This is a genomic window from Ancylobacter sp. 3268 (assembly GCF_031456575.1).
Classification (GTDB): Bacteria; Pseudomonadota; Alphaproteobacteria; order Rhizobiales; family Xanthobacteraceae; genus Ancylobacter.
Genome location: NZ_JAVDUX010000018.1, coordinates 92723 through 106371, shown reverse-complemented (window position 1 = coordinate 106371; position 13649 = coordinate 92723). Strand labels below are relative to the sequence as shown.

The 13649-nt window shown below is 65.5% G+C and carries 17 protein-coding genes; 8 read left to right on the top strand and 9 right to left on the bottom strand.

Going from position 1 to position 13649, the window contains the following annotated elements:
* Positions 1–44: 44 nt before the first annotated feature.
* The 4 genes from J2X65_RS22195 to J2X65_RS22180 all read right to left on the bottom strand — a co-directional run bounded on the left by J2X65_RS22195 (position 45) and on the right by J2X65_RS22180 (position 3051).
* Entirely contained in the window at positions 45–899 is an 855-nt protein-coding gene (locus J2X65_RS22195; RefSeq protein ID WP_310206038.1) for an alpha/beta hydrolase, read from the bottom strand.
* A gap of 92 nt (positions 900–991) precedes the next feature.
* Positions 992–1414, bottom strand: coding sequence for an organic hydroperoxide resistance protein (locus tag J2X65_RS22190; protein WP_310205968.1), 423 nt, complete (start codon positions 1412–1414; stop codon positions 992–994).
* Between the two features lie 86 nt (positions 1415–1500).
* Positions 1501–2778 carry an epoxide hydrolase gene (locus J2X65_RS22185; protein WP_310205964.1) on the bottom strand — a complete coding sequence of 426 codons (1278 nt, stop codon included), beginning with the start codon at positions 2776–2778 and terminating at the stop codon, positions 1501–1503.
* A 111-nt stretch (positions 2779–2889) separates the two neighbouring features.
* Entirely contained in the window at positions 2890–3051 is a 162-nt protein-coding gene (locus J2X65_RS22180) for a hypothetical protein (RefSeq protein WP_310205961.1), read from the bottom strand.
* Here J2X65_RS22180 and J2X65_RS22175 point away from each other — a divergent pair.
* The 5 genes from J2X65_RS22175 (at position 3050) to J2X65_RS22155 (ending at position 6592) form a co-directional block, all read left to right on the top strand.
* Positions 3050–3868, top strand: coding sequence for a histidine kinase dimerization/phospho-acceptor domain-containing protein (locus tag J2X65_RS22175; RefSeq protein ID WP_310205958.1), 819 nt, complete (start codon positions 3050–3052; stop codon positions 3866–3868). The two genes, J2X65_RS22180 and J2X65_RS22175, sit on opposite strands and share 2 nt — an antisense overlap.
* Positions 3868–4248, top strand: coding sequence for a response regulator (locus tag J2X65_RS22170; RefSeq protein ID WP_310205954.1), 381 nt, complete (start codon positions 3868–3870; stop codon positions 4246–4248). The genes J2X65_RS22175 and J2X65_RS22170 overlap by 1 nt, the downstream gene beginning before the upstream one ends.
* Before the next feature lie 31 nt (positions 4249–4279).
* On the top strand, positions 4280–4948 hold the full coding sequence (locus tag J2X65_RS22165) for a response regulator (RefSeq protein ID WP_310205951.1): 669 nt from the start codon (positions 4280–4282) through the stop codon (positions 4946–4948).
* A 98-nt stretch (positions 4949–5046) separates the two neighbouring features.
* On the top strand, positions 5047–5877 hold the full coding sequence (locus tag J2X65_RS22160) for an enoyl-CoA hydratase/isomerase family protein (RefSeq protein ID WP_310206035.1): 831 nt from the start codon (positions 5047–5049) through the stop codon (positions 5875–5877).
* 10 nt (positions 5878–5887) lie between these two features.
* Positions 5888–6592: an SDR family oxidoreductase gene (locus J2X65_RS22155; protein ID WP_310205948.1), complete on the top strand. Its 705-nt coding sequence runs from the start codon at positions 5888–5890 to the stop codon at positions 6590–6592.
* Between the two features lie 46 nt (positions 6593–6638).
* Here J2X65_RS22155 and J2X65_RS22150 read toward each other — a convergent pair whose 3' ends face one another.
* Positions 6639–6899, bottom strand: coding sequence for a hypothetical protein (locus tag J2X65_RS22150; RefSeq protein ID WP_310205945.1), 261 nt, complete (start codon positions 6897–6899; stop codon positions 6639–6641).
* 287 nt (positions 6900–7186) lie between these two features.
* Positions 7187–8299, bottom strand: a complete 1113-nt coding sequence (locus J2X65_RS22145) for an NADH:flavin oxidoreductase/NADH oxidase (protein ID WP_310205942.1) — start codon at positions 8297–8299, stop codon at positions 7187–7189.
* Between the two features lie 326 nt (positions 8300–8625).
* Here J2X65_RS22145 and J2X65_RS22140 point away from each other — a divergent pair, with 326 nt between their 5' ends.
* Together J2X65_RS22140 and J2X65_RS22135 are read left to right on the top strand one after the other, a co-directional pair.
* A complete protein-coding gene (locus J2X65_RS22140; RefSeq protein ID WP_310205939.1) occupies positions 8626–10050 on the top strand; it encodes an FAD-binding oxidoreductase in 1425 nt (474 codons plus the stop codon).
* A gap of 72 nt (positions 10051–10122) precedes the next feature.
* Positions 10123–10254 (top strand): hypothetical protein, encoded by a 132-nt coding sequence (locus tag J2X65_RS22135; protein ID WP_310205937.1) that lies wholly within the window; start codon positions 10123–10125, stop codon positions 10252–10254.
* A 43-nt stretch (positions 10255–10297) separates the two neighbouring features.
* Here J2X65_RS22135 and J2X65_RS22130 read toward each other — a convergent pair whose 3' ends face one another.
* The 3 genes from J2X65_RS22130 to J2X65_RS22120 form a co-directional block, all read right to left on the bottom strand.
* Positions 10298–10720, bottom strand: a complete 423-nt coding sequence (locus J2X65_RS22130) for a hypothetical protein (RefSeq protein ID WP_310205933.1) — start codon at positions 10718–10720, stop codon at positions 10298–10300.
* 151 nt (positions 10721–10871) lie between these two features.
* Complete coding sequence (locus J2X65_RS22125; RefSeq protein WP_310206031.1) at positions 10872–11267, bottom strand: cupin domain-containing protein; 396 nt, start codon at positions 11265–11267, stop codon at positions 10872–10874.
* A 251-nt stretch (positions 11268–11518) separates the two neighbouring features.
* On the bottom strand, positions 11519–12736 hold the full coding sequence (locus tag J2X65_RS22120) for an MFS transporter (RefSeq protein ID WP_310205929.1): 1218 nt from the start codon (positions 12734–12736) through the stop codon (positions 11519–11521).
* Positions 12737–12854: 118 nt separating this feature from the next.
* Between J2X65_RS22120 and J2X65_RS22115 the strand changes: the two genes are divergently transcribed.
* On the top strand, positions 12855–13634 hold the full coding sequence (locus J2X65_RS22115) for a helix-turn-helix transcriptional regulator (protein ID WP_310205927.1): 780 nt from the start codon (positions 12855–12857) through the stop codon (positions 13632–13634).
* The last annotated feature ends 15 nt before the right edge of the window (positions 13635–13649 follow it).

The window sequence follows — 13649 nt, the reverse complement described above, 5'->3', positions numbered from 1 at the left end:
TGGCTGGCGCGAAGCGCCGCCGGAGATGAGGCGGCAAAAGCCCGTCACAGAAAGCCACTAACGAGGCGGGCGATATCGTCCGCTGCCGTATCGAGAGAGAAGTGGCCCGCTTCGAGAATGTGGATCTCGGCCTGCGGCACATCGCGGCGATAGGCTTCAGCTTCGGACAGGTCGAATGACGGGTCATATCGGCCCCACAGCACGAGAAGCCGCGGCTGGGTCCGGCGCAACCACGCCTGCCAGGACGGATAGGCGGCCACGTTGTTGCGGTAGTCGTAGAAGAGCTCGGTCTGGATGTCCGCCTGTCCGGGTTGGCTGAGAAAGGCGAACTCATCGGTCCACAGATCCGGATCGTAAAGCTCGGTACGCGGATCGCTGCCGACATGGCGCCGGCGGGTGGCCTCCAGCGAAAGCAGGTTGCCGCGCAGGGCTTCCTCATGGGCGGTACGGTCGGCCCAGAACACTCGGCGAGCGTCCCAGAGGTTGCTGAGGCCCGTTTCGTGCGCCACGGCATTCTGCACGATCAGCGCCTCGACCCGCTCTGGATGGCCCATCGCCATGCGCAAACCGACCGGACCGCCATAGTCCTGCATGAAGAGACTGTAGCGGGAGAGCGCCAGGCTCTCCGTGAACCTCGTCATGACGTCGGCAAGATGGTCGAAGGTATAGAAGAAGGCCGTAGGCGGCGGCGCCGCGCTGTGCCCGAACCCGGGATAGTCGGGGGCGATCAGGTGGTAGCGGTCCGCTAGCCGCTGCAACAGCGGCTCGTACATCCGCGAGGATGACGGCAGGCCGTGGAGCAGGAGAAGCGCCGGGGCCTCGCGAGGCCCCGCTTCGCGGTAGAAGATCGGCAGGCCGTCGACGTCGATCGTATGGTAGCTCGTCGGCCCTGCCGTCATCGCCGTCGGGCCAATGGCGCGACGGCAATCGGCCTCGATGGCGGCGTGCGGCGCTCTGCTCACCGGCGTTTCTCCTCGATCGGGGCCTGGTTTCAGACGTTCACCGTCGTCTCGACATCGATGTTGCCGTGCGTGGCGCGCGAATAGGGGCAAAGCGTGTGCGCTTCGTCGACCAGCGCCTGGGCCACGTCGCGCGGCAGGCCAGGCAGGTTCACGTTCAGCCGGGCGCTCAGCGTGTAGGCGCCATCCATCAGGCTGAGATCCACCTCGGCGTCGATGGTGAAGCCGGACGGAAGGACGACCTTGCCCTTGCGCGCAGCGATACCGATGGCGCTGTCGAAATAGGCGGACCAGCCCGCAGCGAAGAGCTGCTCGGGGTTGGTACCTGTGCCATGGCTTCCCGGCGGAGAGATGCGAATGTCGAGGTTGCCATCCGAACTGCGGGAGGTGCCTCCTTCGCGTCCTCCCGCGGTATGGACCTTGGCGGTGTACAGCAGCTTGGTCTGCGTGGTCATGGAGGCATCTCCTTAGGACGAACAATTGGGAACGAAGAGAACGAGGGGCCGACGCGATACGGGCACCCGAAGGTCTGCCGGGAGGCTCAGCCGCGAAGCGGCCGGAACGCGGCGCGAAGCTCGGCGCTAAAGGCGGCCGGCTGCTCCCAGGCGGCGAAGTGCCCGCCCTTGGGCAGACGGTTGAAATGGATGAGCTTGGGAAAGGCCTTTTCCGCCCAGCTCCTCGGCGCCGCATAGATCTCGTCGGGAAAGACGCTGACTGCCACCGGGATGGTGATGTGCTTCGGGGCGAAGAAGGCGAGCTTGTTTTCCCAATAGAGGCGAGCCGAGGAAACCGCCGTGCCGGTCAGCCAGTAGAGCGTGATGTTGTCGAGGATGTCGTCGCGCGTCAGGCCTTCGGGCGCACCATCGAAAACCCGGACGATGAGTTCGTAGCTGCGCGCGTCATGGTCGAGCATCCAGGCGGCCAGCCCGACCGGTGAATCCTCCAGCGCGTAGAGCGTCTGGGGGCGGTTCGCCATTTCCTGCGCGTAGCCGAGGCCATGCTTGTAGAAGAAGTCGAGCTGGGCATAAGCGTTCGCCTCATCCGGCGACAGGCCGGCAGGTGGCGCCCCGCCCGCGGCCAGCGCCGCCGCGATGTAATCGGGCACGGTCGCAGGCATGTTGGTGTGGATGGCGAGCAGTTCGGGCGGTGCCTGCACCGCCATCTGCTCGGAAACCGCATCGCCCCAGTCTCCGCCCTGGGCGACGAAACGGTTGTAGCCGAGGCGCTTCATCAGCACCGTCCAGGCCCGCGCGATGCGCTGGGGATCCCAGCCGGTAGCCGCCGGCTTGCCCGAGAAGCCATGCCCCGGCAGCGAGGGAATGACGACGTCGAAGGCATCCTCCGCCGTTCCGCCATGAACGGTCGGGTCGGTTAGCGGGCCGATGACCTTCAGCTGTTCGATCAGTGACCCTGGCCAGCCATGGGTGATGATCACCGGCAGGGCGCCGGGATGCTTCGAACGGACATGGATGAAATGGATCTCCAGGCCGTCGATCTCGGTCACGAACATCGGCAGCGCGTTCAACCGCGCCTCGACCTTCCGCCAGTCATGTTCGGCCTGCCAGTACTGGGCGAGTTTACGCATGGTGGCGAGTTGCACGCCCTGCGAGGCATCCTTGACCAGTTCGGGGCTCGGCCATCGCGTATTGGCGATCCGCCGGCGCAGATCGGCGAGCGCCTCATCCGGAAAATGTACCTTGAACGGCTTGATGTCGCTGGATTGGGCAGCGAGCGGCGATGGCATCATGGTGACGACTCCGGCGGCAGCGGCAACGGCCAGAAGGTCGCGCCGTGTGAGGGGGGACTGGATTTGCGGCATGACGGTTCTCCTCTGCGGCCATCGGCATGGCTCGGTGAGCAGGTTCGTCCGTCATTTTGGCCGGTCCGATGCCGCCGGCGATTGCACCTTGGTGTCGTCGATACCTTGATGTCAGTCGAGGGCGCGGTTGATCCGGCGCGTTTGACTTTCCAGGAGGTGGAAATCTTTAAATGGATACCAAGGTACTATGTGGCTTTGCCGCTCCAAGGGCGCATCCTGCCGTTGCAGGCGTGCGAAGGCGTCGCGCTTCGCAACGGACTTCGGATGGATCATGAAGACAGACTCTCCCTCTGTCGAAGGCCAACGGCTGCAACGCTGCGTCAGCAACATCGGGCGCCTTGTGGCGTTGCCCGCCCGCTGGGCGCGACACGAAACCGCACCGATCGCCGATGAGCTCGTCGCCAGCCTGTTCGGTATGCTGGAATTGGATTTTGCTTATCTTCGGTTCGCCACATCGGCGAACGACGTGCCAATCGAGGCGACGCGGCTCTCGCAATGGATCGGCAGCATCATCTCTTGGGAAGCGCTCGAGCCTCTTCTCTCGCCATGGTGGTCTCCCGCCGTGGAGAATTTTCCGAGCGAGCTCCGTCTTTCAGGGCACGATGTCCGGGTCCGGTCGCTTCGCCTCGGCTTTGCCGGAGAGATGGGCGTTCTGGTCGTGGGAGCGCGCCGACCGGACTTTCCGCATCGGACCGAGGATGTTCTTCTGAACGTTGCGGCCAATCAGGCAACCATCGGCCTCGAGGCAACCTCGCGACGGGCCGATGCATGTCGACCTGACATCACCCGGGGATCGCCGATCACCGGCTTGAAACCTCTCGTGGCCGAACTGGCGCATGATCTGAACCAGCCTTTGGCAGGCATCATGATCAATGCCAGCGCCGGCTTGCGCATGCTTGCAACCGACCCGCCGAATGTCGCAGGTGCGCGGGAGACGGCGCAGCGCACGATCCGCGACACCCAGCGCGCCTCCGAATGCATCGGGCGGCTTCGTACGCTGTGCGACAAGGTCGCCACGACATCGGCGGGTGTAGAAGCAGAGGCTGTCCTTCCGTTCTTACTTCCAACCGGCGCTGCGGGAGAGAACTGATGCCGCATCGCGAATATATCGCCGTCGTGGATGACGATGAATCCATCCGGGAAGCGCTACCGGACCTGATCGGCGTGTTCGGGCACAGGGCGCTGACCTTCCCGTCCGCCGAAGCCTTCCTGGCATCGGATCGCATCGACCAGACGAAGTGCCTGGTTCTCGATATCGCCATGCCGGGCATGTCCGGCGTCGATCTGCAATGCGAGTTGATACGGCTGGGGCGGGGGATCCCCATCGTCTTCATCACCGCGCATGGCGACGAAGAGTTCTGCCAGCACCTGCGCCGGACTGGATCCGTGGAATGTCTTCTAAAGCCGTTCACCGACACGGCTCTGCTCGACGCGCTGAATGCCGTGCTGCAGCCCGGGGCGCCAGCATGACGCGCTCCCCCTCGACACGTGGAGGCCTGACATGGAATTCCGGAACATGACGAGCGCAAAGGCGGGCCCAGTTACGAACGCCAATACCGCGCCGATCGTTTACGTGGTGGACGACGACATCTCGGTGCGGGAGGCGCTGGAAGCGCTGATCGAACAGGCGGGCTGGCGGCCACTCGTCTTCGCATCGGCACAGGCGTTCCTCTCCCATGCGCGCGCGAAGACGCCCAGCTGCCTGGTCCTCGATGTGTCGCTTCCCGATCTGAACGGACTGGACCTGCAGCAGCGGCTAGTCGCCGAGCGCAGCGATATGCCGATCATCTTCATCACCGGCTATGGCGATGTGCCCATGTCCGTGCGGGCCATGAAGGCCGGTGCCATCGAATTCCTGATCAAGCCATTCGGCGACGATGCACTGCTCGACACGATCCAGGGCGCCATCGAGCGCAGCAGCAAGGCCCTTGGGCACACGGCGGAGCTTCAGGCCCTGGAACAACGCCACGCCTTGCTCAGTACGCGCGAACGCGAGGTGATGGCACTCGTGGTTACCGGTCTTCTGAACAAGCAGGTCGGCGGCGAGCTCGGCATCAGCGAAATAACGGTCAAGGCGCACAGAGGGCGAGCGATGCGCAAGATGGGGGCTCGAACGCTTGCCGATCTGATTAATATTTCAGTGAAACTTGGAGTCCTTAAACGCGATTGATACCAAGGTGTCGCCGATACGTTGGCATAATAGAATTACACACCTCCCTCTGCCAATTGTTGCGTGCTCGATGAGCACAAGCATGGCAACAGGAGGCAATTGTGACCGAGAGCCAATTTTATCTTGAGAAGCGTTCGCCTGCATTCTGGCAAGTGACGTTTGACAATCCGCCCCTGAACATCTTCGGGCCGGAGAACCTCCCGCAGCTGAACGCCATCGTTACGGCCATCGAGACCGATCGGGATGTGAAGGTCGTCGTCTTCGACAGTGCCGTCGAGGGATATTTCATCACCCACTACAACTTCCTCGCCAAGCCCGAGGATACGCTCGGCCTGCCGCCGGGTCCGACGGGGCTGCCGCAGCTGCCGGACATGCTGGTGCGCATCAGTCGGGCACCCGTGGTGTCCATCGCCAAGATCCGTGGTCGGGCGACCGGTGTCGGCAGCGAACTCGCCCTTGCCAGTGACATGCGCTTCGCCATCCGCGAGAAGGCAATCCTGTCGCAATGGGAAGTCGGCGCCGGCCTCGTGCCAGGTGGTGGGCCGATGGCGCGGCTGCCGCGGCTCATCGGCCGCGGGCGCGCGCTCGAAGTCCTGCTGGGAGCCGACGATGTCCATGGCGATCTTGCCGAACGTTACGGCTATGTGAATCGCGCCTTCCCGGATACGGAGCTCGACGCCTTCGTCGACGGCCTCGCGAACCGCATCGCGACCTTCGACCGGCAGGCCATCGCGGAGACCAAGCGCTTGGTCAATATCGCCAGCCTTCCGCCGGATTCCGACATCGCGCCGGAATGGGATGCATTTCTCGGCTCGCTGAACCGACCCGCCGCGCAGAAGCGGATCCACAAGCTGATGGATCTCGGCTTCCACAAGCCCGGCGAACTCGAAACGCGGCTAGGCCACTATGTCGGCCAGATCGGCGCGTGAGGGGGCGGCTATGCACAGAAAAGTCGCCGTCGTCACCGGCGGCTCCCAGGGGATGGGGGCCGCTCTCGTCACTGCCTATCGCGCCCATGGCTACCGCGTCGTGGCGACGTCCCGCTCAGTGACGCCCTCCGACGATCCGGACGTGCTCTCGGTTGCCGGCGACATCGCCGACCCCAGCACGGCGGAACGCGTCATCTCCGAAGCCATCGCGCGCTTCGGGCGCGTCGATGCGCTGATCAACAATGCCGGAATCTTCATCGCCAAACCCTTCACCGAGTACACCGAGGCGGACTACGCGGCGGTGCTGGCGGTCAACACGGCAGGCTTCTTCCATATCACCCAGCGCGCCATCGCCGAGATGGAAAAGCGCGGCGGGGGCCATGTGGTCCAGATCACCACGACCCTGGCGGAACGGGCGGATGCACGGGTGCCCGCCGTACTCGCCGCGTTGACCAAGGGCGGACTGAACGCAGCCACTCGCGCGCTGGCCATCGAATATGCCACGCGCGGCATCCGCGTGAACGCCGTGTCGCCCGGTATCATCCGCACGCCCATGCACCCGCCGGAAACCCATGCAGCTCTCGATACCCTGCACCCGGTCGGCCATATGGGCGACATTTCCGACGTCGTGAACGCGGTGCTCTATCTTGAGACCGCTCCCTTCGTGACGGGCGAGATTCTCCATGTCGATGGCGGCCAGAGCGCGGGCCACTGACACCGACGGCAGCTAGCGGATAACCACCAACTCCCCGTGCCGCCCCTTATGGGGCGGTGCCAGCCATTGCCATTCGGCACACACCCGGAGCAGAGAGATGGCGCTTCATTCCGGCCATCCCGCCGCCATAGCGGGACTTTGTGCTGCCTGGCCCGAATACGCCGTCGAACCGATACTGCGTCATGTCCAGCATGGCTTCGCCCGCGATGAAGGCTGCGAGAGCTGGATCGCGCTCCGGCGCGAGGTCGACCAGTGTGCGCGGACGGGCGGCAGCCACGCGGACCGGGTCGCCCAATGGCTGCGCCATGGCTGGGATGGCGATCCGACACCCCCGGCGCATCCTGGACCGCTACCCCTCCATTGCCCGTAACAGCATCTTCACCGCCGCAGCCTGCGGCGACCTTGCCGAGGTCAAGGCGCGGCTTGCTCGCGATCAAGAAGAGGCCGTGCGGACGGGAGGACCCCGGGACGTGGACGGCGCTCTCGCATGTCGCTTACGGCTGCCTCGACGCGGAGAATGCGGTTGGCAGGGCACGGCTGTCGCTTGATGCCGGCGCTGATCTCAATGTCGGGTTCGACGCGGGATGGGGCGGCCTAGCGCGGAACCTTCACGAAGAGGTCTCTGAAACGGGACGGTTGGCAGCGCAGATACTGGTTGGCAGCGGCGACCTGACCGCCCAGCGCCGCGGCGGCATGCCAAGGCCAACGGGGATCGTAGAGGATGGTGCGCGCAAGTCCGACGAGATCGGCGTCGCCGGTGGCCACGATAGCCTCCGCCTGCTCGTAGCCGCTAATGAGCCCGACGGCCACGACCGGGATCGAGACCTGCGCCTTCACCGCGCGCGCCAGCGGGACCTGATAGCCGGGAGCGAGCGGAATCGCCTGCGCCGGGTGCAGGCCGCCGCTCGAAACATGGATGGCAGAGCAGCCCCGCGCTTCGAGCGCTTTGGCGAAGGTGATCGTCTGGTCCACGTCCCAGCCGCCTTCCACCCAGTCGGTCGCCGACACGCGCATCGTTACCGGGCGGTCGGCCGGGAACGCATCGCGCACGGCGTCGAACACCTCGAGCGGAAAACGCATGCGGTTCTCGAGAGTGCCGCCATAGGCGTCCTCACGTCGATTGGCGATCGGCGACAGGAATTGGTGAAGGAGATACCCATGCGCGCCGTGGATCTGGATGGCGTCGAGCCCCAGCCGGCCGGCTCTGGCGGCCGCCGCTGCAAAAGCGTCACGCACCCTCTTCAGGCCTTCGGCATCCAGTGCGTGAGGCGGCGCGTTGCTCTCGGCGAACGGGATTGCCGACGGTGCGACCGTCTGCCAGCCGTTCGGCGACGACGGTGCGATGTGCTGGCCGCCGAGCCAGGGCTTTTCGGTCGACGCCTTGCGACCCGCATGGGCAAGCTGGACAGCGATCGGTATGTCAGACCAGCGGCGCACGGCATCAAGCGTCCGGCCCATCGCGGCCTCGGTCGCGTCGTCGTAAAGCCCCACGTCGCCATAGGAGATGCGTCCCTCGGGAGCCACCGCGGTCGCCTCTATGATGAGCAATGCCGCCCCAGAGAGCGCTAGCTGCCCCAGATGGATGAGGTGCCAATCCGTCATGCGACCTTCTTCGGCCGAGTACTGGCACATGGGCGCGATGACAATCCGGTTGGCGAGCTTGAGCTTGCCGACAGCGAAAGGGGTAAAGAGCGTTGGGACGGTCAAAGGCTGCCTCTTTATGCTGCGGATGAGAGTCAGGCAGGCGCTGCCGCATCGCGATGGAACTCATCGCTAAAACGCCGCTCCTGCGCGTCGGCGGCTATGTGGAGCGTCCGACGTCGCTCGCTCGCCTCACGCAACCACAACCCACGCTACATCGAAAATGTCTCATGCAGCATCCATTTAGCACGGCAATCTTTCCCCGGTACATGCGGTGAGCCATGCCCGATCCATGCCCGCTGCCGGTGCTGCGGCTCGGCATTGTTCCGGTGAATCGGCTATGTCGGAGCGCGGTCGAGATCGGCCGTGAGGTTGCAGGGAAGAGAGGGACCATGTCCGACGAGATGCTGAACAGCCTGCGCGACGTGCTCGGCGAGGCCGGCGTGGTCACCGATCCCGAGCGGCTCGCGACCTATCTGGTCGACCAGCGCGATCTGGTGAAGGGACGCACTCCCGCGGTGCTGCGTCCCGCGACCACCGAGCAGGTGATGGCGATCATGCGCCTCGCCACCCGGCACCGCGTCGGCATCGTGCCGCAGGCCGGCAATACCAGCTATTGTGCCGGCGCGACGCCGGATCTTTCGGGCGACCAGTTCGTGCTCAGCCTCGAGCGCCTCGACAAGGTCCGCTCGGTCGATCCGCTCGACGCCGCGCTGTCGGTCGATTCCGGCGTCATCCTCAAGAACGCGCAGGAAGCGGCCGAAAGGGCAGGGCTGTTCCTGCCGCTGAGCCTCGGCTCGGAGGGAAGCTGCCGCATCGGCGGCGTCATCGGCACCAATGCCGGCGGCCTTTCCGTGCTGCGCTACGGCATGACGCGCGATCTGATCCTCGGGCTGGAGATCGTGCTGCCGGACGGCACCCTGGTCTCGGACATGAAGAAGCTGCGCAAGAACAATACCGGCTACGACATCAGGCAGAACTTCATCGGCGCCGAGGGCACGCTCGGCGTGGTCACCGGGGCGGTGCTCAAGCTCATTCCCACGCCGAGCCGCCGGGCGACGGCGTGGATCGCGCTGGCGCCGGGCGTGCCGCTGCCGGAGATGCTGGCGCTGGTGCGCCGCGAGACCAGCGAACTGGTCTCCTCTTTCGAGTTCATCACCGCGCGCTCGCTGGCGCTGGTGAGGGACCCGGGCGGACGCCTCAAGAGCGGCAGCGGCGGCGTCATCCTCGTCGAGCTGTCATCCTCCTCCCGGCACCTGCCGATCGACGAGGTTCTGGAAAGCACCATGGGCGAGGTGGCCGAGATGGGGTGGGCCGAGGATATCATCATCGCGCAGACCGAGGGCCAGCGGGCGGATATGTGGCAGATCCGCGAGACCATCCCCGAAGGCGAGAAGCGCGCCGGCGGCTCGGTGAAGCACGATATTTCCGTGCCGCTCAGCCGGACGGTGGATTTCCTCAAACAGGGCGGCGGCGCCGTCGCGGCCTATGACCCCCGCCTCGAATTGTCGGTCTACGGCCATGTCGGCGACGGCAATCTCCACTACAACATCCTGGTTCCCGCCGGCGAAGAGCGCCTCGCCTTCACCGATCGGATCGGCCGCGAGCTAGCGCCGACGCTTTACGACATCGCGGCGGAGATGGGCGGCACCTTCAGTGCCGAGCATGGCGTCGGGCGGTTCAAGCGGGCGCTGCTGCAGCATTATGCCGATCCCGGCCGCTACCGTGTGCTGCGCGGCATCAAGGGGCTGTTCGATCCGCACGGCGTGATGAACCCCGGCGCCATGGTGGATCCCACCGAAGGCTTGCCGTCCTAGACCGCCGGTATAGGCTCGAGGGCGAGCGCCGCGGCGCTCGTCTGCCGTGCCTGGAATGTGCAGGGAAATTCCATGATCGAAACGATATCGCTGATCCTGATTGCCGTGTTGGCGGTTCCGCTCATCGCCCTGGCGGCAGTGCTGCTTTATCTGCTGCTGGTCGGCGTCAGCGGTGTCTGGTGGGCGCTGAAGGGCAATGACTGATCCGGCGAGCACGCCGCAAAGCTAAGGCGTGCCGGCTCCCCCACTATTCGACGGAAGCCAGGCAGGGGTCGAGCATGACGTGGTGGTCGTCCACCCGGCTGTAGCCGCCGCCAAACACCACCATGTCGCCGCGCACCCGCCCATTGGCGCCGTAGGTGACGCACATCACCTGGATGTCGTCCGGCTCGCACATCAGCAGATAGGCCATGACGCCGTCGAAATGCACCCCGGTCAGCTTTCCCTTGATGCCGAGGGTGATCCGATCATCGGTTCCGGGCGCCCGGTCCGCCCAATGACGCAAAGTCTCGCAGGTGGCGAGCGTCTCCGGATACGCCTCGCCGAGGCCGAACGGACCGGCGGGATCGCAACATTGCTCTTCCGCCGATGACAGGGGCTGTGCCGCCAGCAGGAGAGCCGCGGCCAGCACTATCGGGCGGGCGACCCCTCTCGTGGTCTCCGGCGTCATCGGCTACGGCCGGTGAAGGGAATAGGGGCGACGACCTTGGCAGGCCGGGCGGCGCCAAAGGCAAGCCTCGCGATAGGAAGCGATCCGGGCGCTCGCATGTGTTCCCATCCGTGTTCAGTGGCCAGCGCGATGGTTGCCGGCGCCGGTGGGGCTAGCCGTCATACTCGGCGTCGGTGACCTTCTCCATCCAGTCGACCGCCTTGCCGTCGAGCCGCTCCTGGATGGCGATATGGGTCATCGCCACGGTGGAGGAGGCCCCATGCCAGTGCTTCTCGCCGGGAGGGAACCAGACGACATCGCCGGTGCGGATCTCTTCGATCGGCCCGCCCTCGCGCTGCACGCGCCCCACACCGGCGGTCACGATGAGCGTCTGTCCCAGCGGATGCGTGTGCCATGCCGTCCGGGCACCGGGCTCGAAGGTGACCGACGCGCCCGCCACGCGCGCGGGCGCCTCGGCGGAGAACAGCGGATCAATCCGCACGGTCCCGGTGAACCAGTCTTCCGGACCTTTGCCGGACGGCTGCGAGCCAAGTCGCTTGATGTCCATCATGCACCTCGCGCAATGCGACTCCACCGCCGCACCGCTTCTTCTATCCGTCACTGTAGACGCTTGCGATCGATCTGGTGAGCCCTTCGGCGTGCATGGACGTTTCGGCGAACAGCCGCAGTACGGCGAGGAGCAGGTACCCCCGATGATCCGCAACGTCTCCGGCGTCAGCGACACGGCGTGCAGCGTGAACACAGGCAGGCGGGAGGGAACTCGCCGGCATCGTCGACGGTGCGCACCGGCACCATCGATTATCGCGCCCTGGCGGACGACCGCTCATTGCGACCGAGATTGGGGAGGAACGCGGCGAGGATGCCGATCGCCGGCAGATAGGCGCATGCCTCGAAGACGAAGGAGATGCTTGTCCGGTCGGCCAGCACGCCGAGCACCGCCGCGCCGATTCCGCCGAGCCCGAAGGCCAGGCCGAAGAACAGGCCGGACACCATGCCGACGCGGCCCGGCATCAGGTCCTGCGCATAGACGACGATGGCGGAGAACGCCGACGCCAGGATCAGGCCGATGGCCACGCTCAGCACCAATGTCGCGACCAGTCCCACATAGGGCAGCACGAGCGAGAATGGCAGCACGCCGAATATCGAGCCCCAGATGATGGCCTTGCGGCCGATGCGATCGCCCAGCGGGCCGCCGATCAGCGTGCCGGCCGCGACGGCGGCCAGGAAGACGAAGAGGTAGAGCTGCGCCTGTTCTTCCGAGGTGCCAAAATGCTGCATGAGGTAGAAGACATAGAAGCTGGTGAAGCTGGCGAGATAGAACCACTTCGACACCAGCAGGCAGATCAGGATGGCGAGGGCGCCGAGGACCTTGCCTCGGCCGAGCCTGGCGGTGGCGACCGCCGGGGCGGTGCCTCGGCGCGCGTGACCGTTGGACTTGTACCAATAGCCGAGGCCGGCGAGCAGGATGATGCCGCCGAGGGCGGCGAGGGCGAACCATGCGAGGCTGGCCTGTCCGTGCGGCAATATGAACATCACCAGCAGAAGCGGCCCGAGGGCGCTGCCGACATTGCCGCCGACCTGGAAGGTCGACTGCGCCAGACCATGGGCGCCGCCCGAAGCCAGGCGGGCGATGCGCGAGGATTCCGGGTGGAAGATCGACGAGCCGATTCCGAGCAGCACCGCGCCCACAAGCAGCACGGAAAAAGAACCGGCAAAGGCCAGAACCAGCAGCCCCAGCAGCGACATGCTCATGCCGAAGGGCAGCGAATAGGGCTGCGGGCGATAGTCGGTATAGAGCCCGACGACAGGTTGCAGCAGCGAGGCGGTGACGTTGTACACCAGCGTCAGCAGCCCGATCTGAGCATAGTTGAGATCGAAATTGTCCTTGAACATCGGATAGGCGGCGATGAAGAGCGACTGCAGCATGTCGTTCAACAGGTGGCAGAAGCTGGCGGCGCCGAGGACGAGATAGGCAGCCCGGTTCTGCGCGGACCGTTCGGCAGCGATGTCGGACATGGCGAAAGCGGCCACCCTTGCTGGCGCCGCCGGACGGCGCATCGATGATGGGGCTGTCATAGCGGTTGGATCACGGCCCGCTACTGCGTTAAGGTCATTTTCTTACGCGAGTGGGCCAATGAACGCGAGCGATCGGGTCGAGAAGGCCTTCGTGGAGGTTGCCCGCCCGGTGATCGCGCTGGGCCGCGATTATTCCGACGGGCACATCGTCGCGCCGCATCATCATCGGCGCGACCAGCTGCTCTATGGCGCCACCGGCGTGGTGTTGGTCGCCACGGCCCAGGGCGCCTGGGTCATGCCGCCGGAACGCGGCATGTGGATCCCCGCCGGCATCGAGCATGACGTGCGCATCATGGGCACGGTCAGGATGCGGAGCCTCTATATCGAGCCGGGCGTGATCAAGCCCATGTCCGGCCATTGCCAGGTGCTGGGCATCACGCCGTTGATGCGCAGCCTGCTGGCCGAGGCGGTGACCATTCCGGCGGAATATGAGGAGCAGGGTCGCGACGGCGCGCTGATGGCGCTCATCCAGCACGAGGTCCCGCTGCTGCCGGTTCTGCCGCTGTCGCTGCCGCTTCCTGCCGGCAGGGCGCTGGCGCGGCTTTGCCGCGCCTTTCTTCTCGAGCCCACGCCGCATACGACGATCGAGGACTGGAGCGCCGCCATCGGCGTCAGCCGCCGCACTTTCACCCGGATGTTTCGCAGGGAGACCGGGTTGAGCTTCGTCGCCTGGCGCCAGCAGGCATGCGTAATGGCCGCGCTGCCGCGTCTCGCCGCAGGACATTCGGTGACTGCCGTCGCCATCGATCTCGGCTATGACAATCCGGCGGCCTTCACCTCGATGTTCAAGCGCATTCTGGGCACCCCGCCCGCCGCCTATATCGAGCGGCAGGCCTGAGAGGACGCATAGGCC

Excerpts from the sequence above, each read along its gene's own strand:
- J2X65_RS22195 (WP_310206038.1), bottom strand. The coding sequence starts at position 899 with ATGACGGCAGGGCCGACGAGCTACCATACGATCGACGTCGACGGCCTG.
- J2X65_RS22190 (WP_310205968.1), bottom strand. The coding sequence starts at position 1,414 with ATGACCACGCAGACCAAGCTGCTGTACACCGCCAAGGTCCATACCGCG.
- J2X65_RS22185 (WP_310205964.1), bottom strand. The coding sequence starts at position 2,778 with ATGCCGCAAATCCAGTCCCCCCTCACACGGCGCGACCTTCTGGCCGTT.
- J2X65_RS22175 (WP_310205958.1), top strand. The coding sequence starts at position 3,050 with ATGAAGACAGACTCTCCCTCTGTCGAAGGCCAACGGCTGCAACGCTGC.
- J2X65_RS22180 (WP_310205961.1), bottom strand. The coding sequence starts at position 3,051 with ATGATCCATCCGAAGTCCGTTGCGAAGCGCGACGCCTTCGCACGCCTG.
- J2X65_RS22170 (WP_310205954.1), top strand. The coding sequence starts at position 3,868 with ATGCCGCATCGCGAATATATCGCCGTCGTGGATGACGATGAATCCATC.
- J2X65_RS22165 (WP_310205951.1), top strand. The coding sequence starts at position 4,280 with ATGGAATTCCGGAACATGACGAGCGCAAAGGCGGGCCCAGTTACGAAC.
- J2X65_RS22155 (WP_310205948.1), top strand. The coding sequence starts at position 5,888 with ATGCACAGAAAAGTCGCCGTCGTCACCGGCGGCTCCCAGGGGATGGGG.
- J2X65_RS22150 (WP_310205945.1), bottom strand. The coding sequence starts at position 6,899 with ATGGCGCAGCCATTGGGCGACCCGGTCCGCGTGGCTGCCGCCCGTCCG.
- J2X65_RS22140 (WP_310205939.1), top strand. The coding sequence starts at position 8,626 with ATGTCCGACGAGATGCTGAACAGCCTGCGCGACGTGCTCGGCGAGGCC.
- J2X65_RS22135 (WP_310205937.1), top strand. The coding sequence starts at position 10,123 with ATGATCGAAACGATATCGCTGATCCTGATTGCCGTGTTGGCGGTTCCG.
- J2X65_RS22130 (WP_310205933.1), bottom strand. The coding sequence starts at position 10,720 with ATGACGCCGGAGACCACGAGAGGGGTCGCCCGCCCGATAGTGCTGGCC.
- J2X65_RS22125 (WP_310206031.1), bottom strand. The coding sequence starts at position 11,267 with ATGGACATCAAGCGACTTGGCTCGCAGCCGTCCGGCAAAGGTCCGGAA.
- J2X65_RS22120 (WP_310205929.1), bottom strand. The coding sequence starts at position 12,736 with ATGTCCGACATCGCTGCCGAACGGTCCGCGCAGAACCGGGCTGCCTAT.
- J2X65_RS22115 (WP_310205927.1), top strand. The coding sequence starts at position 12,855 with ATGAACGCGAGCGATCGGGTCGAGAAGGCCTTCGTGGAGGTTGCCCGC.